Origin of the sequence: Serratia sp. P2ACOL2, from assembly GCF_003691565.1 — a bacterium.
Classification (GTDB): Bacteria; Pseudomonadota; Gammaproteobacteria; order Enterobacterales; family Enterobacteriaceae; genus Serratia; species Serratia liquefaciens.
Genome location: NZ_CP033162.1, coordinates 3746426 through 3768552, shown reverse-complemented (window position 1 = coordinate 3768552; position 22127 = coordinate 3746426). Strand labels below are relative to the sequence as shown.

At 58.0% G+C, this 22127-nt stretch carries 21 protein-coding genes; 12 read left to right on the top strand and 9 right to left on the bottom strand.

What is annotated here, in order from left to right:
* Window positions 1-40: 40 nt before the first annotated feature.
* Window positions 41-1072 (bottom strand): FAD:protein FMN transferase ApbE, encoded by a 1032-nt coding sequence (gene apbE, locus EBA31_RS18305; protein ID WP_122079924.1) that lies wholly within the window; start codon window positions 1070-1072, stop codon window positions 41-43.
* Window positions 1073-1229: 157 nt separating this feature from the next.
* On the opposite strand from apbE, the gene EBA31_RS18300 reads away from it, so the two are divergent.
* The gene (locus EBA31_RS18300; RefSeq protein ID WP_046373030.1) at window positions 1230-2342 is read left to right on the top strand and encodes an SLC13 family permease; all 1113 of its coding nucleotides are present in this window, start codon (window positions 1230-1232) and stop codon (window positions 2340-2342) included.
* Between the two features lie 43 nt (window positions 2343-2385).
* On the opposite strand, the gene pepT is transcribed toward EBA31_RS18300, so the two are convergent.
* Complete coding sequence (gene pepT / locus EBA31_RS18295; protein ID WP_122079923.1) at window positions 2386-3618, bottom strand: peptidase T; 1233 nt, start codon at window positions 3616-3618, stop codon at window positions 2386-2388.
* Window positions 3619-3832: 214 nt separating this feature from the next.
* Between pepT and EBA31_RS18290 the strand changes: the two genes are divergently transcribed.
* On the top strand, window positions 3833-4729 hold the full coding sequence (locus tag EBA31_RS18290) for an endonuclease/exonuclease/phosphatase family protein (protein ID WP_020827894.1): 897 nt from the start codon (window positions 3833-3835) through the stop codon (window positions 4727-4729).
* Window positions 4730-4762: 33 nt separating this feature from the next.
* Here the strand turns inward: EBA31_RS18290 and EBA31_RS18285 are convergent, their stop codons facing one another.
* On the bottom strand, window positions 4763-6196 hold the full coding sequence (locus tag EBA31_RS18285) for a PLP-dependent aminotransferase family protein (protein WP_369982343.1): 1434 nt from the start codon (window positions 6194-6196) through the stop codon (window positions 4763-4765).
* A gap of 93 nt (window positions 6197-6289) precedes the next feature.
* On the opposite strand from EBA31_RS18285, the gene EBA31_RS18280 reads away from it, so the two are divergent.
* Window positions 6290-6745: a rhodanese-like domain-containing protein gene (locus tag EBA31_RS18280; RefSeq protein ID WP_122079921.1), complete on the top strand. Its 456-nt coding sequence runs from the start codon at window positions 6290-6292 to the stop codon at window positions 6743-6745.
* 95 nt (window positions 6746-6840) lie between these two features.
* On the opposite strand, the gene flk is transcribed toward EBA31_RS18280, so the two are convergent.
* Window positions 6841-7869, bottom strand: a complete 1029-nt coding sequence (flk, locus tag EBA31_RS18275) for a flagella biosynthesis regulator Flk (protein WP_046373034.1) — start codon at window positions 7867-7869, stop codon at window positions 6841-6843.
* Between the two features lie 305 nt (window positions 7870-8174).
* On the opposite strand from flk, the gene EBA31_RS18270 reads away from it, so the two are divergent.
* From EBA31_RS18270 to EBA31_RS18255, 4 genes are read left to right on the top strand one after another with little or no spacing between them, the layout of a single operon-like run.
* Entirely contained in the window at window positions 8175-8540 is a 366-nt protein-coding gene (locus EBA31_RS18270) for a hypothetical protein (protein WP_046373035.1), read from the top strand.
* 49 nt (window positions 8541-8589) lie between these two features.
* Window positions 8590-10626: a protein-disulfide reductase DsbD gene (locus EBA31_RS18265; RefSeq protein ID WP_122079920.1), complete on the top strand. Its 2037-nt coding sequence runs from the start codon at window positions 8590-8592 to the stop codon at window positions 10624-10626.
* A complete protein-coding gene (locus EBA31_RS18260) occupies window positions 10623-11339 on the top strand; it encodes a DsbA family protein (protein ID WP_116690054.1) in 717 nt (238 codons plus the stop codon). The genes EBA31_RS18265 and EBA31_RS18260 overlap by 4 nt, the downstream gene beginning before the upstream one ends.
* Window positions 11332-11832 carry a protein disulfide oxidoreductase gene (locus tag EBA31_RS18255; RefSeq protein WP_020827888.1) on the top strand — a complete coding sequence of 167 codons (501 nt, stop codon included), beginning with the start codon at window positions 11332-11334 and terminating at the stop codon, window positions 11830-11832. Before EBA31_RS18260 ends, EBA31_RS18255 begins: the two co-directional genes overlap by 8 nt.
* A gap of 8 nt (window positions 11833-11840) precedes the next feature.
* Here EBA31_RS18255 and EBA31_RS18250 read toward each other — a convergent pair whose 3' ends face one another.
* Entirely contained in the window at window positions 11841-13298 is a 1458-nt protein-coding gene (locus EBA31_RS18250; protein WP_122080656.1) for a PLP-dependent aminotransferase family protein, read from the bottom strand.
* Between the two features lie 169 nt (window positions 13299-13467).
* Here EBA31_RS18250 and EBA31_RS18245 point away from each other — a divergent pair, with 169 nt between their 5' ends.
* Together EBA31_RS18245 and EBA31_RS18240 are read left to right on the top strand one after the other, a co-directional pair.
* Window positions 13468-14463 (top strand): DMT family transporter, encoded by a 996-nt coding sequence (locus EBA31_RS18245; RefSeq protein ID WP_122079919.1) that lies wholly within the window; start codon window positions 13468-13470, stop codon window positions 14461-14463.
* A 155-nt stretch (window positions 14464-14618) separates the two neighbouring features.
* Window positions 14619-15248 (top strand): CatB-related O-acetyltransferase, encoded by a 630-nt coding sequence (locus EBA31_RS18240; RefSeq protein WP_122079918.1) that lies wholly within the window; start codon window positions 14619-14621, stop codon window positions 15246-15248.
* A 35-nt stretch (window positions 15249-15283) separates the two neighbouring features.
* Here the strand turns inward: EBA31_RS18240 and EBA31_RS18235 are convergent, their stop codons facing one another.
* The 3 genes from EBA31_RS18235 to EBA31_RS18225 are packed head-to-tail and all read right to left on the bottom strand — an operon-like array spanning window position 15284 to window position 18238.
* On the bottom strand, window positions 15284-16801 hold the full coding sequence (locus tag EBA31_RS18235) for a tripartite tricarboxylate transporter permease (protein WP_020827884.1): 1518 nt from the start codon (window positions 16799-16801) through the stop codon (window positions 15284-15286).
* 11 nt (window positions 16802-16812) lie between these two features.
* On the bottom strand, window positions 16813-17244 hold the full coding sequence (locus EBA31_RS18230) for a tripartite tricarboxylate transporter TctB family protein (protein ID WP_122079917.1): 432 nt from the start codon (window positions 17242-17244) through the stop codon (window positions 16813-16815).
* A 13-nt stretch (window positions 17245-17257) separates the two neighbouring features.
* Entirely contained in the window at window positions 17258-18238 is a 981-nt protein-coding gene (locus EBA31_RS18225; RefSeq protein WP_020827882.1) for a tripartite tricarboxylate transporter substrate binding protein, read from the bottom strand.
* 299 nt (window positions 18239-18537) lie between these two features.
* Between EBA31_RS18225 and EBA31_RS18220 the strand changes: the two genes are divergently transcribed.
* From EBA31_RS18220 to EBA31_RS18210, 3 genes are all read left to right on the top strand, one after another.
* Window positions 18538-18864, top strand: a complete 327-nt coding sequence (locus tag EBA31_RS18220) for a hypothetical protein (protein ID WP_122079916.1) — start codon at window positions 18538-18540, stop codon at window positions 18862-18864.
* A gap of 219 nt (window positions 18865-19083) precedes the next feature.
* Window positions 19084-19758 (top strand): transcriptional regulator TctD, encoded by a 675-nt coding sequence (gene tctD, locus EBA31_RS18215; RefSeq protein WP_122079915.1) that lies wholly within the window; start codon window positions 19084-19086, stop codon window positions 19756-19758.
* Entirely contained in the window at window positions 19745-21163 is a 1419-nt protein-coding gene (locus EBA31_RS18210) for a sensor histidine kinase (RefSeq protein WP_122079914.1), read from the top strand. Before tctD ends, EBA31_RS18210 begins: the two co-directional genes overlap by 14 nt.
* Here EBA31_RS18210 and EBA31_RS18205 read toward each other — a convergent pair.
* Window positions 21160-22062: a DMT family transporter gene (locus tag EBA31_RS18205; RefSeq protein WP_122079913.1), complete on the bottom strand. Its 903-nt coding sequence runs from the start codon at window positions 22060-22062 to the stop codon at window positions 21160-21162. The genes EBA31_RS18210 and EBA31_RS18205 overlap by 4 nt on opposite strands.
* Window positions 22063-22127: the final 65 nt, after the last annotated feature.

Below are 22127 nucleotides of genomic sequence, written 5' to 3'. Positions count from 1 at the left end.
GGGGCGCAGTGCACCGCGCCCCGTCTTTACCGCACAGAAACTATTTCACCAGAAACGCCTTGAACTGCGGCGTCATTACGGCGCTGAACCCATCATCGGTTTTGCTGATCAGGTAGACCGCCAAGCCTTTTTCTTCCGCCAGTTTGAGCGCTTTTTCCGTCCCCAACACCATCAACCCGGTATCCCAACCGTCGGCTTCCAGCGCGGTGGGCGCTATCACCGTAGCGGAGACCAGGCGATGAGTAATCGGCTTGCCGGTTGTGGGATCGATCACGTGCGAATAGCGCTGCCCGTCCTGTTCAAAATAGTTGCGGTAGCTGCCGGCGGTGCTGATGCCGTAGCCCTGCAAATCAACCAGCGCCTGAACCGCATTTTCGCGGTCGGTCGGTTTTTGGATCGCAACGCGCCAGGGTTTGCCCTGCCCGTTAACGCCGCGCGAGGAAACCGCACCGCCGACAGACACCAGATAATGGGTGATACCATTACGGGCCATCAGCTGCACCAACTGATCGACGCCATAGCCTTCGCCCAACGTCGAGAGATCAACATACATCCCGGGTAAGTCCTTTTGCAGCCATTCGCCACGGCTGTCGCTGAGTAGCTTGAGGTGCTGCAGGCCAATATTTTTTTGTGCCGCCTCTATTTGCTGTTGGCTCGGTACCTTGACCACACGCTTGTCTGGGCCAAAGCCCCATAAATTCACCAGCGGACCCACGGTGATATTCATCGCGCCCTGAGTGTCGCGGCCAATGCGCTGAGCCATCAGGATAATATCCGCCATTCCGCGCGGGATCGGCTGTGGCTCGGTACTCTGGGATTGATTAAAACGCGAAAGCACAGAATCATTGCGATAGGTGGAGATATCGTCATTGGCGCGTTCCAGCACGGCGTCAATCTGCTGTTGCAACTGCTGTTTATTGACCGCCACGTCACCGCTGACCTTGACGCTGTAGAAGGTGCCCATGGTTTTGCCTTCAATGTCGATCTGCGGGCGGGTATCCGGGTCATTACAGGCAGTCAGTAAGCCGATGGTCACACTCAGCAACAGCCCTTTGGCAAAAACGTTAGCCATGAAAACATCCTTTGAAACAGTGAAAGGCGCTACAAATAAAGTAAAGCGCGGCAAATGAAAAGCAGTTAACGGTAAAAGAGCATTTTGCTGGCGTTGCCGCCGTGCTTGGGCTAACGTCTGGTTCCTGATCCCTGGTTGTTTTTTTGAAGCGCTCAACATGAGTTCAAACGCCGTTTCCCGGCTGATTCAGCCGTTCCTGAAAGATCGTTTTTTGCATATTTTGCTGTTAGTCGGCGTACTGATGGCGGCCTTTAATCCGCAACAGCTGCCTGCGTTAAACAGTTTTATCGACTGGCGTACCATCATTACGCTGCTTGGATTGATGTTACTCACCAAGGGCGTCGAGGTCAGCGGTTATTTCGATTTTGTTGGCCGCAAAATCATCAATACGCTGCACAGCGAGCGGCGATTGGCGCTGTTTCTGGTGTTTTCCGCCGCGTTGCTGTCGTCGTTCCTGACCAACGACGTGGCGTTGTTTATCGTCATTCCGCTGACCATCACGTTGAAAAAACTGTCGTCGTTACCGATTGGCCGGTTGATTATCTTCCAGGCGCTGGCGGTCAATGCCGGTTCATTGCTGACGCCGATTGGCAACCCGCAAAACATTCTGCTGTGGAGCAAGTCTTCACTCTCTTTCCTGGGGTTCATTGGCCAAATGGCACCGTTTGGCGTGGTGATGCTGGTCAGTTTGCTGCTGCTGACCGGGTTCTGCTTCCCGGCGCGGGATATCGTTAAAGCGCCGCACACCGAAGGTTATCCGTATCAGCTACGCCTGTTGCTGAGCTGTGTGGCGCTGTACGTGATTTTTCTGCTGTGTCTGGATCTTGATCTGCCGCTGTATGGCCTGTTGGCGGTGTTCGTCGGTTTTTTGCTGCTGGCGCGTCGGGTATTGCTGCAGATCGACTGGAGCCTGATTTTCGTCTTTATCGCCATGTTCATCGATGTGGGGCTGTTTACCCGCTTGCAGGCGATCCAGCCTTGGTTTGCCGATATCGCTACGCTGGGTAACGGGGGCATTTACGCTTTGGGGATTGGCCTGTCGCAGGTGATCAGCAACGTGCCGGCGACCATTTTAATGCTCAACTACGTGCCTTCCAGCCAACTGCTGGCCTATGCGGTCAACGCCGGTGGCTTTGGGCTGGCGATCGGTTCGCTGGCGAACCTGATTGCGCTGCGTATGGCGGACGAGCGCAAAATTTGGCTGAAATTTCATTACTTTTCGTTGCCGTTACTGGTCTGGGCCGGCTTGCTTGGCTGGCTGTTGGCTTAAGCGCGGTATTTTCCTGCCATACCGCGCTTGTTAACTATGGCGTCTAACCGCGTGCCGCCAGCAAGCAGATGCTGCGAGTCACCTGATAGGATTTCACAAAGGCGCTGATCGGCAGAAACTCAAAGCGCGAATGGAAATTGTGCGCGCCGGTGAAGTAGTTCGGCGTCAGCAGCCCACGGCTGGAGAGTGCGGCGCCGTCGGTGCCGCCACGCATCGGGATCACCTTGGGGGGAATGCCGTGGGCGGCCAGGGCACCGAAAATCAGCTCAATGGCTCGCTGGTCTTCCCCGATAGAGTTGCTGATATTGCTGTAGATATCCGTCACCTTGCAGCTGACCTTGGCGCGCGGGTAGTTTGCCGCCACCTGTCGCACCACTTCCTGAATGCGCTCTTTACGCGCATTGAACCCGGCCAGGTCAAAATCGCGGATCGACACTTTCAACGTAGCGAGGTTGGCATTGGCGGTCAGATCGTTGAACCAGAAGTAGCCTTCACGCCCCTCGGTATGTTCCGGCGTGTCCTTGATGTCGAATTGGTTGATGATGTCGTTGGCGATGCGAATCGGGTTGATCAGCACGTTCTTCGCCGACATGGGGTGCGCGGTGACCCCTTCGATACGGATCTCCGCACCTGCGGCATTGAAGTTCTCATACACCACTTCCCCCAACTCGCAGCAGTCGATGGTATAGGCAAAATCCACCTCGAAACGCGCCAGATCCAGCGCTTTGGCGCCGCGCAGGCCAATTTCCTCATCCGGGACAAAGGCCACCACAATGTCGCCGTGGCGATCGGAGGCGCTCAGGTTGGCCAGCAGGGTCATGACCACCGTGACCGCCGCTTTGTTATCGGCGCCGAGCACGCTGGTGCCGTCGCTGAAAATAATTTCTTCATTCGGATAGGCCAGGATCTCCGGATGTTCGGCGGTGCGCAGCCAGATATCGTGTTCGGCATTCAGGCACAGATCCTGGCCGGTAAAGCGCAGGCGCTGCGGGTGAATATGGGCCGACAGGCCAACGTCAACGGTATCGATATGGGTGATAAAGCCGATACGCGGAGCGCCTGGCTGATTGCCGGGTTTGCGGGCGGTCACGGTAGCGTGCTCGTCGATTTGCACGTCTTGCATGCCTAGCTGGCGCAGTTCGGCCGCCAGCAGCTTGGCCATATCATGTTGGCCCGGCGTGCTGGGCAGGGTGGTTGCGGCGGCGTCGCTCTGGCTGGTCACCGCCAGATAGCGGAAGAAACGTTCGGTGAGCTGTTCGGCAATGGCGCTGGTCATGCGGGTTCCTCTCGATAAGCGGTCTAACGGTTTTAAAGCTAAATCAGCCGGTTGTCCAATGGTGCAATGCTTTCGCTGCCGGAATGCGAGATGCCGCGCAGAATAAAAAAATAGCGGCACAACTAGGAAATAGTCTCGGGTAACTGCGGCAAAATCGTTGTTAGCTGTGGGGGAACGGGTGCCCCCAAATAATAGGATCGTTAAAGGAGAATACATGCGCTCACGTCATGCTTTACTTATCACTTTGTTATCCCTGGGAATATCGCATACGGCCTGGTCATCCACCGATGGTGGCCATGCCAACAGCAACGCCAATAGCCGTGAAGTGGCCAGCGCGCTCGGCGGCCTGAAAAACAAAACCTATAGCCTGGAGCAGGCACCGAAGATCCGCGTAGCCAGCTTCAATATCGCCGCCGGCAAGGTCAGCGACATGACCGCAATCGCCAAAGCGATCAAGGCGATGAATGTCGATGTGGTGGCGCTGCAGGAGGTGGACAAACTGACCGGCCGCAGCGGCAAGCTCGATCAGGCGGAGGAACTGGCCAAACTGACCGGTATGCACGTCGCGTTCGGCCGCGCGATTGATTTTGACGGCGGCGAATATGGGCTGGCGTTCCTATCGAAATATCCGCTGCATGACAGCAAAATTTACCCGTTGCCTTCCGGTCAGCGCGAACAGCGAATTGCATTCAGCGCCCAGACCGACGTGCCCGAGTTCCCGGCGCCGATTACCCTGATCAATACCCATCTGGACACCAAGGAAGATCCGGCGATGCGGCTGGATCAGGTGCGCGAACTGAATGACCGCACGATTGAAATGCGCGGTATCAAGCTGTTGTTCGGCGATATGAACGACGTGCCGGGTAGCGTCACCTGGACTGAGCTGAGCCGCTATTGGAACGATATCATGCCCAAGCAGCAGGATGGCCGCAGCTGGCCGGCGGAAAACGCCGAAATCAAGGTCGATTATATCTTTAGCGGCAATGCCCAGCGCTGGCATCTGGACAGCCTGACGGTGCCGAACGCCAGCGGCGATTGGAACGGCATTCACTGGCCGGCGGTCAGCGATCACCTGCCGTTGGTGGCCGAGCTGCGGTTGACCGAGCAGTAACCTGACTCGGGGCAGCCAAGCGCCCCCGCAAGGTCAAGCAGGCGAGATCCGCGTCAACCGCTCGACGGCGGCGCGGATCTCGCCCGGAGTCAGGGCGGAAAAGCCCAGCAGCCAGCCGTCGCGCCGCAGGCTCGGGGTTTGGTACTGTGCCGTCAATCCGGGCGTGACTACGCCCAGGCGCTGCGCCTGCTGAGTCAGGGCGCTCTCCTGCCCGGGCGGCAGCCAAACGCTGAGCTGCAAGCCGCCCCCTGCCGGTTGCGGGGTGGCGAAATGCCCAAGCTTTTCCTGCACCTCCGCCAGTAACAGGTCACGACGGCTGCGGTACAGCTGGCGCATATAGCGGATATGGGCGGCAAAGTGCCCCTGCTGGATAAATTCGGCGGTCACCGCCTGCATCAATTGGGCGCTGTGGCCGTCGTATACCGTGCGTGCTGTGGTAAAAGGCTCCACCAACGCCGGTGGCAACACCAAATAAGCCAGCCGCAGGGAAGGAAACAGCGCCTTGGAAAAGGTGCCCAGATAAAGCACGTTGCCGTGCCGATCCAATCCCTGCATCGCCGGCATCGGCTGGCCTTCATAGTGAAACTCGCTGTCGTAATCATCTTCAATAATCCAGGCCCGCTGCCGTTGTGCCAGCGCCAGCAGCTCGAGCCTGCGTGGCAGGCTGAGTGCTACGCCGGTGGGGTATTGATGCGAGGGCGTCAGGTAAATCAGTCGAGGTGCAGGCAGGTGTTCATCGGGCATCAGTCCGGCGTCGTCCACCTTGACCGGGACAAGTTCGGCTCCGACGCTGCTAAAGGCGTTTCTGGCACCGCGATAACCGGGGTCTTCCATCCACACTTTGTCACCGCTATCCAACAGCAGGGTGGCAATCAGCTGCAGGGCCTGCTGCGAACTGGTCAGCACCACGACCTGCTGCGCATCGCAGTTAACGCCGCGCGTCTGGCTGACATAGCCGGCAATGGCTTCGCGTAGCGGAAAGTAGCCCTGAGGATCGCCATAGCGCATCAGAGCTTCCCCACGCAGACGCAGTTGTTGAGCGGTGAGCTGTTTCCACAGTTTTAGCGGGAAAGCACGTAAATCCGGCGAACCGGCAGCGAAGGGCAGAGGCTGCAGTGGATCGTGGCAGCCGCCGGTTTGCGCGATCTGCGTGCCGCGCAGCGAAAGGCGGGGTTCGCCGCTGACTTTGGCGGCGGATGGTGACTTGACGATGTTGATCGCCACGAAGGTGCCTTGACCAACGCGGCGCTGCAGATAGCCTTCGGCTTCCAACTGGGCATAGGCTGCTTCGGTGGTTACGCGCGAGACGCCCAAATCTTCAGCCAGGACCCGCGATGAGGGCAAGCGTTGCCCAGGGCCAAGAGCCCCATGATGAATAGCCCGGCGCAGCGTGCTGCAGACGCGTTCACGCAAGGTGCCACCGGCGTGTTCCGGTTGATGAAACAGAGTGGGCAGTGCGTTAGCCATAATGGGACTTATCCATGGGCGAAAATGGGTATCAAGCATAAGACCAAAATCAGGCAATATTGTCATCAGTCTTTCTCTACAGGAGTGAATTCCATGGCGGTATCTTCATTGGTTTTGGCTTTTCCACCGGGCAGCGCGGCCCAGAGCCTGGATTATCTGGCCGCAAAGCTGAGTTATTACGCGGATGCGTGGGACGTGGCGGAGGATCTGCGCAACGGGGTCAGTGAGATCCTGGTGATCGATACCCGTGCAGAGGCGCTCTATGCGGCCGGGCATATTCCCGGCGCTATCAGTTTGCCGCACCGCTTGATGGACGAGGCGGGCACGGCGCATCTGGATCGCGACAAGGTTTACGTCACTTATTGTGATGGCATCGGCTGCAACGGTTCGACCAAAGGGGCTTACAAACTGGCTCAACAGGGGCTGCGGGTGAAAGAACTGATTGGTGGATTGGACTTCTGGATACGTGATGGTCATCCCGTTGCCACCGGTGAACAGCCGGGCTCGCTGGTGGGAAGTGCCAGTGGAGAGGACTGTGGCTGCGCCTGACGTTGGCCGGAGTTACCGCGAAGTTAACATCAGCATTCGAGTCTGGCCCTGGACAGGGCATCCACAGGCCAGAAATCGTTTGGGAAGGGAAAGCGTTAAAACACCAGCGCCAATACCAGAGCTAGCACCAAAATGAACAGGATAAGCGTCACCGCCGGTTTGCTCAGCGCTTTTTGTAGCGGCTGGGGCAGGGCGGCAATCAGCGGATTGAGCAGCGGTTGCGGCTCGGTAGCGTTGCCGATGATCGGCTGAGCATGACCGGCTTTTTCCAGACGACGTGCAAATAGCTGGTTGATGACGTCGCTCATCTGCGGGTGGGTCAAGGGGGCGCTGGCATTGCAGTTGAAGCGGGACTGGCAGTAGTCATTCAACTGCTGCTGCTCCTGCGCATCCGCCGGCTGTTTGAGCACGGCGAGCAGGTTGTTCAGCGTCGGCGCAGTTTGTGGACTCAGCGCGACCTTCACCTGCAAAAACTGGTTCAGCAGTTGGAAGTGGCGCGCCGGGAGCGGATCGTTGGTTTTAACCCCGGTCAGATCAAACAGCGTTTGCCAGATCTTGGCCGGCGACTCGCCGGTGGCGGCACTGAGCTTGGTGACCTGCTGCTGCAGGCTTTGATGCTCGGCGGGCAGCAGCGGGCGATCGCTGGTGGCAGTTTGCTGCGGGTGAGGGATCGTCAGGCTGCCGGTCTGTAACAGGTTCAGTACCTGCTGCAACTGCGAGTGGCTCAACTGGCTCAGTACCGTGTGGCCAAACTGCTGGCGAATGAAATCACTCACCGCCTGGCGGTTATTGCCCTGCGGCAACAGTTCGGTAAGCTGCTGCATCAGTTGGCGACTGGCATGGTTTTGCTGTACCTGCGTCAGACGGTTTTGCAGCAGTTGCTCGGCCGGCTGAAAATGACGCGCCAGCAGTTCACTGCTGTTGTCTGTCTGCAGATCGTGACGCAGCGTGACCCAAATCTCTGCGGATTTGGCCGGGCTTAGCGCCATGATTTTGACCACCAGCTTCTCCAGCGTCGTACGCTGCGCCGGGGAGAGCGGGCTATCGTCTGTGGGGGTGGTTTTGCCCGGGGTTGAAGGACGATCGCTGGCGATCGGGGTGCCCGGTCCACTCAAAGGTTGCATATCACCTGTCCTTCGCTGTGTATCCCCCAGTTTAGCTGGCGTTGCCGCGGTGTGGTCTGCGCAATCTCACTCGAAACACTTACCTGAGTAAGCTCATCGAGACTCGCTTGCTTGCCGCCTTGCCGCAACACCCATGACTTTGGGGAAAGAATAATCGTCGTACCCGGCGAAAAGCGCAGGTGTGCGCCTATGATACCCGTAAATGCCCGCCATCAATACCGTCGTAAGACATTTCTTTACAGGCAAAACATTGCTAAACGCGCCTGCGCCGCTAAGATAAGCGCAGACTTGGAATTGAGGGCGGCATGGTTAAACAGCAGCGGATTGCGAAATGGTTTTTATGCCTGGCTTGCCTGGTGGTGCTGACTTGCATGACTCAGCGCATGGCGAGCCTGCATGCGTTGCAGCAAGCGATGGGGATTCCTGCTGCCAGCGCTGCGCCATCCGCCGGCGACGATGCCGCCGAACTGCAGCCTACCCCCTGTGAACTGAGCGCTAAATCCTTATTGGCCTCACCGCCGGTGATGTTTGAAACCGTACTGCTCGGGCTTGGCCTGCTGCTGGCGCTGTTGGCGCCTACCGTGGCTGCGCGTTTGCGCATTCCCCCTCCCAGAGTGATATCCCCTCCCACCCTCAGGGTGCATCTCCGATTATGCGTCTTCCGTGAATGAGTTAATCGCCCGTTTGTTTTGGTGATTGTCTTATTTATGGAGAAAAAACATGTTGAATATCATCAGGTCGACGTTTGTCTGCCTGTTAATGCTGTGGCTGCCCGCTTTGCAGGCGGCGGACAGCGGCTGGTTGCAAAGCCCGACCAACGATCATGCCAAGGTGCGACTCCGCGCTGACACCTCGCAGCCAGGAGAAACCCGGCTGCTGTTGGCTATTGAGCTGCAAAAAGGCTGGAAAACCTACTGGCGTTCGCCGGGGGAAGGTGGCATTGCGCCGGCAATAACCTGGCAAGGCAATCCGCCTCCGGTGACCTGGTATTGGCCTACGCCGCAGCGTTTTGAGGTGGCCGGCATTTCCACGCAGGGCTACCACGATCGGGTAGAGCTGCCGATGGTGATGAAAGGAACGGCACCGCGCCAGTTAGCGGGGACGCTGACGCTGTCCACCTGCAGCAACGTCTGTATTTTGACCGACTATCCGTTCAGTCTGGATCTTGCCGCGCCGTCTGACGCGCAGTTTGACCATGACTTTGCCCAGGCGATGGGCCAGGTGCCGATCGCCGAGGGCCTGGTGGAGAGCATCAAGGCCGGTTATCTCAATGGCGAATTACAGATCAGCGCCGAGCGAGCCGCCGGTTGGCAACAGCCGGAGCTGTTCTTCGACACCTTGGAGGACGCAGACCTCGGCAAGCCACGGGTCAGTAGCGAAGGTTCACTGATGACCGCGCGGGTACCGGTCAGCGATGGCTGGGGTGACAGCGCCCCGGATCTGCGCGGTAAAACCCTGACGTTGGTAATCGGCGACGGCGGCATGGCGCAGCAGGTGACGCTGCCGATTGGCGGGCCGCTGACGCTGCCGAGCGCCGCCAGTTTCACTCTGTGGCAAGCGGTGCTGATGGCGTTGGCGGGGGGCCTGATCCTCAACCTGATGCCCTGTGTGCTGCCGGTTCTGGGCATCAAACTGGGATCGATTTTGCAGGTGGAGCAGCGCGACCGCCACAGCATTCGGCTGCAGTTCCTTGCGTCCTCGTTTGGCATTGTGGCGTCCTTTATGGCGCTGGCGTTGCTGATGACGCTGCTGCGCTTGAGCAATCAGGCGCTGGGCTGGGGTATTCAGTTCCAAAACCCGTGGTTTATCGGCTTTATGGTGCTGGTGACGTTCCTGTTCAGCGCCAACCTGTTTGGCCTGTTCCATTTGCAGCTGTCCTCCTCCCTTAATACCAAATTGGCGACCCATAACGGCCGTGGCCTGAGCGGGCATTTCTGGCAGGGCGCATTTGCCACCTTGCTGGCGACGCCCTGTTCGGCTCCCTTCCTGGGCACTGCCGTGGCCTTTGCACTGGCTGCGCCGCTGCCGGTGCTGTGGGGCATGTTTGTCGCCTTGGGTATCGGCATGAGCCTGCCCTGGCTGCTGATCGCCGCATGGCCTGCTTTAGCGCTGCGCCTGCCGCGTCCGGGGCGTTGGATGAACACTTTACGGTGGGCCATGGGGCTGCTGATGCTGGCTTCTTCACTGTGGCTGCTGAGCCTGATGGTCAATCATATTGGCACCTTGCCGACGCTGGCATTGGGCGGTATCGCACTGTTGGCCTTGTTGTTGGCGGTAGGCTGGCAACATGGGGTTCGTCTGGCGGCCAAGCTGGCGGCCGGCACGCTGGTGCTGGTCGGCGTGGTGTTATTGGCCGGTTCGCTGACCGCCGGGCTGTGGCGTCAGCCGCTGCACGACAATGTCACCTGGCAACCGCTAAGTGAACAGGCGATCGCCCAGGCACTCGCCCAGAACAAACGGGTGTTTGTCGACGTCACCGCAGACTGGTGCGTAACCTGTAAAGCCAACAAATTCAACGTGCTGTTGCGTGAAGACGTGCAAAAAGCGCTGAGTGCCGGGGACGTTGTCGCCCTGCGAGGAGACTGGAGCCGTCCTTCGGCCGAGATTAGCGCTTTCCTGCAAAAACGCGGCAGCGTTGCCGTGCCTTTTAACCAGATTTATGGCCCCGGCAGCCCTGATGGCGTGGTGTTATCCCCGCTGTTGACCCGCGATGCCGTCTTGCAAACCCTGTCCGCCGCCAAAGGAAATTCACAATGAAAAAATTACTGATGTTACTGATGCTGATGGTTACTCCGGTCTGGGCTGCGGCTCCTTTTACCCCGGAACAAGAGGTGCGGATTAAAGAGCTGATCCGCGAAACGCTGGTGTCGAACCCGGATATTCTGGCGCAGGCGGTGGATGCCTGGCAGCAACAGACCGCCGGTCAGCAAATCAGCCAGGCGATCAAGCAAAATGCCAAAACCCTATACGAAGATCCGGCCAGCCCACGTTTGGGAGCGGCCAACGCCAAACTGACGCTGGTGGCCTTTACCGATTACAACTGCCCGTACTGCAAGCGTTTTGACCCGATGCTGGAAAAAATCGTCAAACAGTATCCTGATGTGGCGCTGGTGGTAAAACTGCTGCCGTTCAAAGGAGAGAGCTCCGTCAGTTCTGCACGCGTGGCGCTGACGACCTGGCAGCAACACCCGGACCAATTCTGGGCGCTGCATCAGCGGCTGATGGCGAAAAAAGGCTTCCATGACACGGCCAGCATCGCTGCCGCACAGCAGAAAACCGGGGTGAAAGCCGTTGCACCAAGCGAACAGAGCATGACCACCTTGCGCACCAATATGGCATTGGCGGAGCAGCTTGGAGTACAAGGAACGCCGGCCACCCTGATCGGCGATCAAATGCTGCCAGGCGCGGTGTCGTATGAGGATCTGGAGGCGGTAGTGAAACAACAGCTTGCGAAGGTTAACAATGGCTAAGCTGCGGCGTTGGGGCCGCGAACTGCTGATCCTGTTGCTGATTGTGCTGGCGGTTGCGTTCGGAATGGACTGGTTACGCGCGCCGCAGCCACCGGCGGCGTTCGATTCGCAACCGTTGACGACGTTGAACGGTGAACAAGTCTCGCTGGCGCAGCTCAGCCAGGACAAGCCGCTGCTGGTTTATTTCTGGGCCAGCTGGTGCGGGGTTTGCCGGTTTACCACGCCGTATGTTGCCAGACTGGTCGGCGAGGGCGGCAACGTATTGACCGTGGCGCTGCGTTCCGGCGACGATCGTCAGGTGGAACAGTGGCTGGCGGGCAAGCGTGTGACGTTGCCGGTGGTTAACGATCCCCGTGGCGAGCTGTCGGCGCAGTGGCAGATCGGCGTCACGCCAACCTTGGTGGTCATTTCACAGGGCAAGGTGGTGCAAAGCACCACCGGCTGGACCAGCTATTGGGGAATGAAGCTGCGGCTATGGTGGGCCGGCCTCTGAACCGCGGCCTATTCTGAAGTGATGACCTCATTAATCGCCCGGCACAGTCGGGCGATACCTTCCTCTATCTGCGGCGGCGTATTGGCGGCGAAATTCAATCGCAGGCCATGTGCGCCTTGCTGTTCTTCGGCATAAAAGCACTCCCCTCGCGCAAAGGTTACGCCGTGTCGCCAGGCCAGCGGCATCAGTGCCTCGGTGCTGACGGCGGCAGGCAGCGTCAGCCAGATAAACAGTCCACCCTCCGGCGTTTCAAACTGACAGCCGGGCGGCAGTTGCTGCTGCAAGGCTGCCACCATCACGTCTCTGTGCTGGCGATATAACCGCCCGGCGCGCCGCAGTTGCTTGTCGTAACGACCGATAGTGACGAATGCGTCCAGTGCCCGTTGGATCAGGTTGGAGCTGGTAAAACTGTCGACGTGTTTCAGACGAGCCAGTCGCTGATAGTGTTCGCTGTCCGCCACCAGGTAACCGATGCGCATGCTGGGCAGCAGCATTTTTGAAAAGGTACTGACGTAAATCACCGCCCCCGGCTGCGCCAGCGATCGCAGCGACGGCAGCTGTTTGCCGTTGTAGCGCAGATCGCCGACAAAATCGTCTTCCAATATCACTACACCGGCCTGCTGGGCCAGTGCCAGCAGGCGTCGACGGCGCGCTTCACTCATGCAGCGGCCGGTGGGGTTATGAAAATTGGGAATGGTGTAAATCAACTTCGGTTGGTGTTTTTCGATCAGTGCGGGCAGCTGTTCAACCAACATGCCGTGCCGGTCGCTGGCGACGGTGACGATATTGATGCGGTGCTGGCGCAGCAGCCCCAGCGCTTCGGCGTAGGTCGGTTGTTCGACAATCACCGTGTCGCCCGGCTCCAGCAGGCTTTGCACTATCAGGCTGATGGCGTGTTGCGAACCGTTGGTGATCAGCAGTTGCTCTGCATGGGTCGGAATACCCTGAGCGGTGAGGATCCGCCCCAGGGTATCGCGCAGCGGGTAATAGCCGCAGTATTCGCCATAGCTGAAGGCTTCTTCCGCATGGCGGCTGAGTACCGACAGCAATATCTTGCGGAACTCCTCCTGCGGAAAGACTTTCGGGCTGCCGACGCCGGCGGCAAAGTTGATGATGTTGTCCGGCAACGGCGTATCGGGGTAGCCATCCAGCCGAGAGGTCAGGGTAGTGAAACGCTCCGCCGGGAAGGGCGCATCGCTTGTTGGGCGTGGCTGGGCTGGCTGGATCAGCGGGTGCAAGACATAGGCACCGCTGCCGCGCCGCTGGTGCAAAAAACCTTTTGCCGCCAGTTCGGCATAGGCGTTTTCCACCGTCAACCGGCTGACCGCCAGCTTGGCGGCAAGCGTGCGCGTGGAGGGCAGCTTATCGCCGTCGACAAATGCGCCGCTGAGGATCGCCCGCCGCAGCGCTTCCTCAATTTGCAGATATAAAGGAATGTTTTGCTGACGGTCTAAGGGAATATGCATGCAAAATTGGCCCGGTTGACGGTGATGTTTTTTACTATACCCCATAGTTACAGGGCTTCAAGAGGATAAAAGTGGCCTATATAACATCGGGGGAAAGTGGCTCTGGCGGTAAAGTTACGCGGCGTTAGAATCTCGCCTGAGTCCACTATTGCCGTTTTTTGAGGGTGTCATGTCATTACCATCGGGTATCTCAGCCAGGCCGGTTTTCCCGGGGGCGCACATTTTACAGGGCAGCAGTCAGGGGTATGTGATTGCTATCATCAGCGCCATGTTGCTGGCCTTTACCGCCATTATTATCCGCGTGCTGACGGAGTATTATCACCTGCCGACCTTTGTGCTGGCTTTTTGGCGCGCGGCGCTGGTTGCTCTGGTGCTGTTGCCGGTACTGCTGCTGTTCAAACCCGAATGGGCGCGTTTACAGCGCGCGCAGATCCCCTTTTATGCCTGCTATGGTCTGCTGCTGGCAGTGTTCAACAGCCTGTGGACGCTGTCGGTGGCGCTGAACGGTGCGTCGGTGGCGACTATCCTGACCTACTGCTCGGTCGGTTTTACCGTGTTTCTCGGCTGGATGATGTACAGCGAGCGCCTGAGCCTGCGTCAGTTGGTGGTGATTGTGGTCAGCCTGGGCGGCTGTTTTCTGGTCAGCAACGGCGACAGCTTGGGCAACAGCCATTTTAACCTGTTGGGGCTGGTGGTGGGCATGCTGTCCGGCATCGGATACACCCTCTATACGCTGGGTGGGCGGGTCGCGACCGAACGGCGTTACCCGGTGTGGAACACCATCCTGTACGTGTTTGGCTTTTCGGCTGTTTATCAATGGTTGTTCAATGCCGCGCTGACCTTTTACCCACTGGAGGCGTTCCACGGCATGACGGGGTCATTGTGGTTCCTGTCCCAAGGCGTTCAGGGTATCGAGTGGGGGGGCTGGTGGTTGCTGCTGACCCTGGCTGCCGGCCCAACGCTGTTGGGGTTCGGCCTGTACAACATCAGTTTGAAAAGCTTGCCGCTGGCGGTGGCAAACCTGATTTTGTCGCTGGAACTGGTGTTCACGGCAGCGATCGCTTACTTCCTGCTGGGGGAAAGCATGAATCAGTTACAGCTGCTGGGCAGTGCGTTGGTGATGGGCGGGGTGCTGATGCTGAAGAGCAAGACGGCTGCGACGTGATTTGTTAACATTAGGGCCGGATGTGGAGGCAACAATGACCAATAACCCAAGATTAAAACGGGCGTTAATCGCTTAAAGCGGCAGTGTTTTACGACCAAAAAACACTGCCACAGACATTTGGCTGTGGCTCTTGCAATGAATATAGAGAAAGCGCCATGACTGAAAAACACTGGTCAAAAACAGAACTGTTACACCAAACGGTGACCAACCCCAATATTATCGTCAAAGGGACTCACAGCTATTACAGCGACTACCTGGATGACGGCTTTGAGCGCTCCGTGGTGCGTTATTTGCACGGCGACGAGGTCAGCCAACAGTGGCAGCCGCTAGGAACGATAGATCAATTGCTGATCGGCGATTATGTCTGCATTGCCGCCGAGGCGGTGATCCTGATGGGGGGCAACCATACCCATCGTGCCGATTGGTTCTGCCTGTATCCGATGATGGAAAGCATTCTGGCTTCCTATCAGCCGAAGGGCGATACCCGGTTGGGGGACGGCTGCTGGATAGGCATGCGGGCGATGCTGATGCCGGGCGTGACGATTGGGGAAGGAGCGATAGTCGCCGCCGGTAGCGTTGTGACGAAGGATGTTGAGCCTTACACCCTGGTGGGGGGCAATCCGGCGCGACCAATAAGACTGCGCTTTGCTCCGCAGATCGTAGCCAGGTTACTCGCTTTGCGTATTTATGATCTGTCGGCCGAGGATTTTGCTCAGGTGCAGCCTTTGCTGGCCAATGACGATATTGCGGACCTTGAACGGGCGATAAGCGAAATTAAACGTTAAATGAAAAGGGCGGAGTTAATACTCCGCCCTTTTGCTTATTCGGCCTTGGCCGCTTCCGCCGTCAGGCGGCGTTTGCGTATTCTGCGCAACAGCAGCGGCAGCACCAGCACGGATACCGCCAGCACCAGCAGCGTTTGCGCGATGCCACTACCCCACAGGATGCTGAACTCACCGTTGCTGATCGACAGCGCGCGGCGCAGGTTTTGCTCCAGCATTTCTCCCAGAACGAAGCCCAGGATCAGCGGTGACATCGGGAAGTGCATTTTCCTCAGTATGTAACCAAACACCCCCAGCCCGACCATTAACAGCAGGTCAAAGGTGGTACTGTGTACCGCGTAAACGCCGACCGCCGACACCGCGGCAATCGCCGGTACCAGGAACCACAAAGGGATGGTCAGCATGCGGGTAAACAGGCCCACCAACGGCAGGTTCATGATCAGCAGGATCACGTTGGCAATCAGCAGCGCGGCAATCAGCCCCCAGACAATATCCGGCTGTTCGGTGAACATTGCCGGACCTGGCGTGATGTTGTACAGCGTCAACGCTCCCATCATTACCGCGGTGGTGCCGGAACCCGGTACGCCCAGCGTCAGCATCGGAATGAACGAACCGCAGGCCGAGGCGTTATTGGCCGCTTCGGGCGCAGCAACGCCGCGGATATCCCCTTTGCCGAAGGTTTCGCTGTTGCCGCTGATTTTCTTTTCGGTCATGTAGGTGAGGGCGCTGGCGATGGTGGCCCCGGCACCCGGCAGAATGCCGACGAAGAAACCGATCACCGAAGAACGCAGCGTGGGGCCCACGCACTCGGCGGCCTCTTTACGGTTAAACAGCAGGCGGCCGGTCTTACGCACCAGCTTTTGCCCGGCGCTGGTGCTTTCGAGCATCAGCAAGATTTCACTGACCGAGAACAGGCCAATCACCACCACGATAAATTGCACGCCATCGGAGAGGTGGACGCTGTCGAAGGTGAAACGATAAACGCCGGTATTGGCGTCCACCCCGACCGTTGCAAGCCCCAGACCAATCAGCGCCGCCAGCAGCGATTTCAACGGGTTTTGGCTCATCATGCTGCCCAGGCAGGCGATAGCGAATACCATCAGGGCGAAATATTCTGCCGGACCAAATGCCAGTGACCAACGGGCCAGCAGCGGGGCAAACAGAATGATCCCGCCGATGGCAATCATCGAACCGACAAAGGAGCTGACCGCCGAAATCGACAGCGCGACGCCGGCACGGCCTTGTTGTGCCATGGGGTAACCGTCCAGTGCGGTCATGATCGCAGCGGCGTCTCCCGGTACGTTAAGCAATATCGAGGAAATGCGGCCGCCGTACTCGCAGCCGATATACACCGTCGCCAGCAAGATCAGTGCCGACTCGGCCGGTAATTTGAGGGCAAACGCCAGCGGCAGCAGGATCGCCACGCCGTTGATCGGCCCCAGACCCGGCAGCAGGCCGACAATGGTGCCGACGAAGCAGCCGATCAGGGCGATAATCAGGTTCTGGGGCACCAGCGCCACCTCGAACCCTTGAGACAAATACATCCAGGTTTCCATCATCGCCCCCGTTAACTCAGCCAAACGCCGTGTGGCAGTGTCACATCAAGTAAGCGGTCAAAGGCGTAATAGAGCGCAACGCCCATGATCGCGCCAGACACCAACGCCGCTATCAGGCTGGCCTGGAACAGCAGGCCAATGCTGAAGGTCAGCAGTGCGGTTGCCAGCGGAAAGCCCAGCCACTCGAAGCCCCAGGCGTACAGCACCAGCGTGATCACCAGCACCAGCAGACGTTGCATCACCTTGTTATGCGGCCATTCAACGGCCTGCGGTTTGTTCAACAGCAGCAGCGCCGCACACAGCGCCATCAGGCTGAGGATAGCCAGTGGGAAGGGCCGCGGACCCAGTGGTTCGTAGCTGTATTCACTCTGGATACCCCAGCCGATAAACAGGCCGCCGATACACAGCAGCAGCCAGAACCCGGCAAAAATGCGATCGCTCATGGTATGCCCCCGGTTATTTTGCCAGGCCGAAAACTTTGGCCTGTTCACGGTACTGATTGACCTGGTTTTTCACGTAGGCGTCCAATTCCTTGCCGGTCAGGTCGAATTCAAACAGGCCGCGCAGATCGCGCTGTTGCTTGAATTCCTCGGTCGCCATCATTTTCTTGAAGGTATCGAGCCACCACTGGTACTCCTCTTCCGTGACCTTCGGGCCAACGTAGAAGCCGCGAATGATCGGCCAGACCAGATTGAACCCTTGCTCTTTGGCGGTCGGAACATCGGCTAACTGACCCGGCAGGCGCTGTTCGGAATACACCGCCAGCACGCGAATTTTGTCGCCCTGCAGGTAAGGCACCATTTCGCTCAAATCGCCGGAAACTGCCTGAATGTGGTTGCCGAGCAGGGCGGTAACCGGCTCGCCGCCGCCTTCGAACGCCACGTAACGCATCTTGTGCGGATCGACGCCGACTTCACGTGCCAGCAGGGCGGTTTTCATCCAGTCCTGGCTACCGATCGAAGCGCCTGCGCCGAACACCACGCTGTTGGGATCTTTTTGGAAGGCGTTCATCAGGTCTTTCAGGGTTTTGTACGGTGAGTCGGCACGCACGGCGATCATGCCGTAGTCGGTGCCGACAGCGGCCAACCATTTGACGTCATCGACGTTGTAACGGCCGAATTTTCCCTGTGACAAATTCAGCAGCGAACCGCCGGAGAAGGCGACTACCGTGCCGAATTCCGCCGGGCGCTGAGCCACGATGGCGTTGTAAGCCACCGCGCCGACGCCGCCGGGCATATAGGTCACGCGCATCGGTTTGTCGATGGCTTTGGTTTCTTGCAGCGAGACCTGGATCAGCTTGCAGGTCAGGTCAAATCCCCCGCCAGGCTTGGCAGGAGCGATGCATTCGGTGCGTTTCGGCGCTTCCAGGGCAAAAGCCTGATGGGTGGCCAGCAGCAGAGCGGTAGCGGTCAGTGTGCGGGTGATTATTTTTTTCATTGCTTTCCCCAAGGTATTTTTCAGTCGGTGTGGATCCCCGCCGATACGGGTTGCTGGATTGTTAAATCAACAACCTTTCATTTACCTTTCAACCGAGGGAAAAGTTTCCGGGATGTGATACGTGTCTCCTGTTAGCGAGAATTACACGACTGACCATCGTCCTGATTGCCCGCCGGTTAACACATGCGATGAAGGAATAACAGCGCGTAAACCTCGCGTAAAGCCTGCGTAATATCAGTTTTATCGGTTTCGTCTTGCGATAAAATGCCGAAAAATAAAATGAATGAAGGTGCATTATTATGTTTTCATTAGGGAAGTTATTCGGCAGCAAGGACGGCAATAAAGTGAGTGCCATCAAGATGTTGCCCGCGGCTTATGCCGAGGCTGTTGGGAAAGAAGGCCATTGTCGTGTTAAGCGCCTGCGAGCAGATATCGGCGTTTTTGAACTGCATTTTTCGAATGACAAAGGTGAAAAATACGCTTGCCACATGACGGCCTGTATCACCGGTATTGATCTGGTCTTCGCCGCCAACAACCGCTCGGTGCTGGTGTCTCCGCCGTTTACCCCCGCCAAGTTGAAACCGGTATTGGAAATCGCCCTGGCCGACTGCGAAATCGCAATGTAGTGGCTGACTAACCGAATTAGCCCTGTTGCCGACGGCTCAGGGGTTATTCCGTGTCGCATTTGTGTTCCAGCTCCCAAAACGGAATGGGAGCAACCCTTCTATCACTGCGTCTTCCGTGCCATCCTGCTGTTATAAAGATGTTAATTGACAATAAGTCGGATGCTGACGTCATCGCTCAGCATTCGGCCTGCGGGCATAGAAAATCAATGGAATGGAAACATGCGTCTGTTATTGGTTGAGGATCATCCCGAGTTATCCCACTGGCTGCAAAAGGCGTTAACCGGCGTCGGTTTTGCCGTCGACGTCGCGCCGGACGGGCTGGCGGCCGATCATTTGCTGTTAAACGAATCCTATGCGCTGGTGGTGCTGGACGTGGCGTTACCGCGGCTGAACGGGCTGGATCTGCTGGCCCGTCTGCGCAAGCGAGGACAGGACTTGCCGGTGCTGTTGCTGACGGCCAGAACCGACGTTGCCGATCGGGTTAAAGGGCTGAACCTGGGGGCAGACGATTATCTCACCAAGCCTTTCGAACTGGATGAGTTGGAGGCGCGCATTCGCGCGTTGCTGCGCCGCAGCGTTGGTGTGACCCAGCAGGCGCTGAAATATGGCGCGCTGACCTATCTCGATGAAGGCTATTTTCAGCTGGACGACAAACCGCTGCAATTGACGCCGCGTGAGTTGGCGGTGCTGACCGCGTTGATTCACCGCCGTGGCCGGCCGGTGGCCAAACAGCAGTTATTTGAACAGGTGTTTACTTTGGCCGACGAGGCCAATCCGGAAAGCATTGAACTCTATGTCCACCGGCTGCGAAAAAAACTGCAGGGCAGCAACGTGGCGATTATCACTCTGCGCGGTCTGGGCTACAGCCTGGAGCTTTGCAATGAGGTGGTTTAACGCGCCGCAATCGCTATTTTATCAACTGCTGTTGTTCTTTGGCCTGCCGCTGCTGGTGTTAGGCGGTATCTCGATTTATACCCACTACTTCAGCGCGATGAATGCCGCTACGCTGGCTTACGATCGCACGTTGCTGGCGTCAGCGCGTACCGTGGCGGAACGGCTGGTGGTGCGAAATGGCCGGCTTGAGGTGGATGTGCCCTACGTGGTGCTCGACAGCTTTGAGCGCAACATGAACGATCAGCTTTACTACGAAGTGATCTCCCCGCAGGGCGTAAGTATCTCCGGCTATGACGATTTGCCGACGATGCCGCCGCATATTTTGCGCTCAAGCCTGTACCCGGCGCTGGTGCATTTCTATGACGCCGAATATCGCGGGCGGCCGATCCGCGTCGCTGCCCTGTACCAGCCGGTCAACGAATCCGGAGTGATGGGCATGGCCACCATTCTGGTGGCGGAAACCCTGGAGTCGCGCCGCTATCTGGCAAGGCAGATGATGCTTTCCGCTTTGCTCAGCCAGGGAACCGTGGTTGTGCTGACCATGATCCTGGCCTTTGCGTTGCTCAAGCGGGTGCTTAAGCCGATGCGCAAGCTTTCCGGCATTATGCTGCGGCGTGACCCGGGTGAGCTGACGCCGTTGCCGATGGTATTGCCCTGGTCGGAAATGCAGCCGCTGTTGCTGGCATTCAACCGCTATATTGAACGGCTGCGGGTGATGGTGGCACGACAGGAACGTTTTAGCGCCGACGCTTCACATCAGCTGCGCACGCCGTTAACCGTATTGAAAACCCAGGTGGGGGTGGCGCTGGCCAGCGATAAGCCGGAGCAGTGGCGGGAAAGCTTGCTTGCCATGAGCGCGACGCTGGATAACACCGTGGCGCTGACCGATCGCCTGCTCTATCTCTCACGGCTCAAAGCTCATGAGCATCACGCCGATCGCCAACTGCAGCCGGTAAACCTGGCGCAGGTGCTGCGCGATGCCTGTTTTTCACGTTTACCCCAGGCCCGCAGCAAGCGCATCGATTTGGGGTACGAGGGAGAATCGGTTTGTTGGGTCGGCGGAGAAACGCTGTTGCTAACCGAACTGTGCGCCAACTTGCTGGATAACGCACTGAAATATACGCCGCATCAGGGCACGGTCACCGCACGTTTAACCCTGGACAAGCAGGCCGGGGAGGGAATATTGGAAATTGAAGACAGCGGCCCGGGCATTGCCCAACAGGATACCGCGCAGGCGCTGCAGCCGTTTCATCGGTTGGATAACGTGGGTGATCAACCCGGTGCAGGGCTGGGACTGGCGCTGGTCAGCGATATCACCCGTTATCACGGCACCCGCCCGGAGCTGTTGACCTCGGCCACGCTGGGTGGCCTGCTGGTGCGGGTGCGTTTTCAATTGTTATCTTAGCTCTGACACTCCGCGGCTTGTTTGGCCTTGCGCCCCAGCGGCGTGCGCAGACGCTGCGACAGGATCACGCCCAGCAGGGTAATGCCGCCGCCGATCAGATGGTAGCTGTGCAGATGTTCATGCAGGAACAGCACCGCAATGATGGCGGTAAATACCGGTGCCAGGTTCATAAAGATCGACGCGGTATTGGCCCCCAGACGCATAACGCCGTGGATCCACAGATAAGGTGCGACAATCGAGGCCGGAATGCCGGCAAACAGCACCAGCGGGATGTTTTGGCTGGTCAGAGACACGTCTTGTGCCATCAGGAAGTTCGGCAGTAACAACACCACGCCGAACAGGATCTGCACATACAACGACTGCCAGTTCGGCAGGGCAATCGCCCAACGTTTGGTCAGCACGCCGTACAGCGCATAAGAGGCGGTGGCGGCGAACATCATCAATTCCCCCTTGCCGATGCCGTGCTGCAGCAACTCACCCGGGTTACCGGCACTCACCAGCCAGATCAAGCCGCCCAAAGACAACAGGCTGCCGATGGCAATACCTATCGTGGGAGCGACCCGCAACAGCACGATGCTGATCAGAATGGTCAGTAATGGGATCAGTGAGACAATAATGCCCATAAACAGCGCGCTGACGCTGTGCGCCGCGTAATAGGCCAGACTCTGATACAGCACCATGCCCAGCATGCCGAGAACCAGCAATTTCCACCAGTTGGCGCGTATCGCCGACCAATGGCGGATCACGCCGGGCAGCACGAACGGCGTCAGGGTGATCAGCGCCAGCAACCAGCGGTAGAAGGAGATCGCGGCCGGATCGATAGCGGTGGCCGAGAGCTTGCTGACCACGGCGTTGATTGACCAAATCAGAACCGCCAGCAAAGGGAAGAGCATATTCATGATAATTATTCTCATTAACGACTAACATGCTGGCTAGTTTACTCGTGTCCGGTTTATTATATATA

What these genes read in the sequence shown, in the direction of transcription:
- EBA31_RS18285 (WP_369982343.1), bottom strand. Translation starts at nt 6,196, where the DNA reads ATGGCTAACGCACTGCCCACTCTGTTTCATCAACCGGAACACGCCGGT.
- EBA31_RS18260 (WP_116690054.1), top strand. Translation starts at nt 10,623, where the DNA reads ATGAAAAAATTACTGATGTTACTGATGCTGATGGTTACTCCGGTCTGG.
- EBA31_RS18300 (WP_046373030.1), top strand. Translation starts at nt 1,230, where the DNA reads ATGAGTTCAAACGCCGTTTCCCGGCTGATTCAGCCGTTCCTGAAAGAT.
- EBA31_RS18265 (WP_122079920.1), top strand. Translation starts at nt 8,590, where the DNA reads ATGTTGAATATCATCAGGTCGACGTTTGTCTGCCTGTTAATGCTGTGG.
- EBA31_RS18250 (WP_122080656.1), bottom strand. Translation starts at nt 13,298, where the DNA reads ATGCATATTCCCTTAGACCGTCAGCAAAACATTCCTTTATATCTGCAA.
- EBA31_RS18270 (WP_046373035.1), top strand. Translation starts at nt 8,175, where the DNA reads ATGGTTAAACAGCAGCGGATTGCGAAATGGTTTTTATGCCTGGCTTGC.
- EBA31_RS18230 (WP_122079917.1), bottom strand. Translation starts at nt 17,244, where the DNA reads ATGAGCGATCGCATTTTTGCCGGGTTCTGGCTGCTGCTGTGTATCGGC.
- EBA31_RS18280 (WP_122079921.1), top strand. Translation starts at nt 6,290, where the DNA reads ATGGCGGTATCTTCATTGGTTTTGGCTTTTCCACCGGGCAGCGCGGCC.
- EBA31_RS18225 (WP_020827882.1), bottom strand. Translation starts at nt 18,238, where the DNA reads ATGAAAAAAATAATCACCCGCACACTGACCGCTACCGCTCTGCTGCTG.
- EBA31_RS18255 (WP_020827888.1), top strand. Translation starts at nt 11,332, where the DNA reads ATGGCTAAGCTGCGGCGTTGGGGCCGCGAACTGCTGATCCTGTTGCTG.
- EBA31_RS18245 (WP_122079919.1), top strand. Translation starts at nt 13,468, where the DNA reads ATGTCATTACCATCGGGTATCTCAGCCAGGCCGGTTTTCCCGGGGGCG.
- EBA31_RS18235 (WP_020827884.1), bottom strand. Translation starts at nt 16,801, where the DNA reads ATGGAAACCTGGATGTATTTGTCTCAAGGGTTCGAGGTGGCGCTGGTG.
- EBA31_RS18205 (WP_122079913.1), bottom strand. Translation starts at nt 22,062, where the DNA reads ATGAATATGCTCTTCCCTTTGCTGGCGGTTCTGATTTGGTCAATCAAC.
- pepT (WP_122079923.1), bottom strand. Translation starts at nt 3,618, where the DNA reads ATGACCAGCGCCATTGCCGAACAGCTCACCGAACGTTTCTTCCGCTAT.
- EBA31_RS18290 (WP_020827894.1), top strand. Translation starts at nt 3,833, where the DNA reads ATGCGCTCACGTCATGCTTTACTTATCACTTTGTTATCCCTGGGAATA.
- apbE (WP_122079924.1), bottom strand. Translation starts at nt 1,072, where the DNA reads ATGGCTAACGTTTTTGCCAAAGGGCTGTTGCTGAGTGTGACCATCGGC.
- EBA31_RS18210 (WP_122079914.1), top strand. Translation starts at nt 19,745, where the DNA reads ATGAGGTGGTTTAACGCGCCGCAATCGCTATTTTATCAACTGCTGTTG.
- EBA31_RS18220 (WP_122079916.1), top strand. Translation starts at nt 18,538, where the DNA reads ATGTTTTCATTAGGGAAGTTATTCGGCAGCAAGGACGGCAATAAAGTG.
- tctD (WP_122079915.1), top strand. Translation starts at nt 19,084, where the DNA reads ATGCGTCTGTTATTGGTTGAGGATCATCCCGAGTTATCCCACTGGCTG.
- EBA31_RS18240 (WP_122079918.1), top strand. Translation starts at nt 14,619, where the DNA reads ATGACTGAAAAACACTGGTCAAAAACAGAACTGTTACACCAAACGGTG.
- flk (WP_046373034.1), bottom strand. Translation starts at nt 7,869, where the DNA reads ATGCAACCTTTGAGTGGACCGGGCACCCCGATCGCCAGCGATCGTCCT.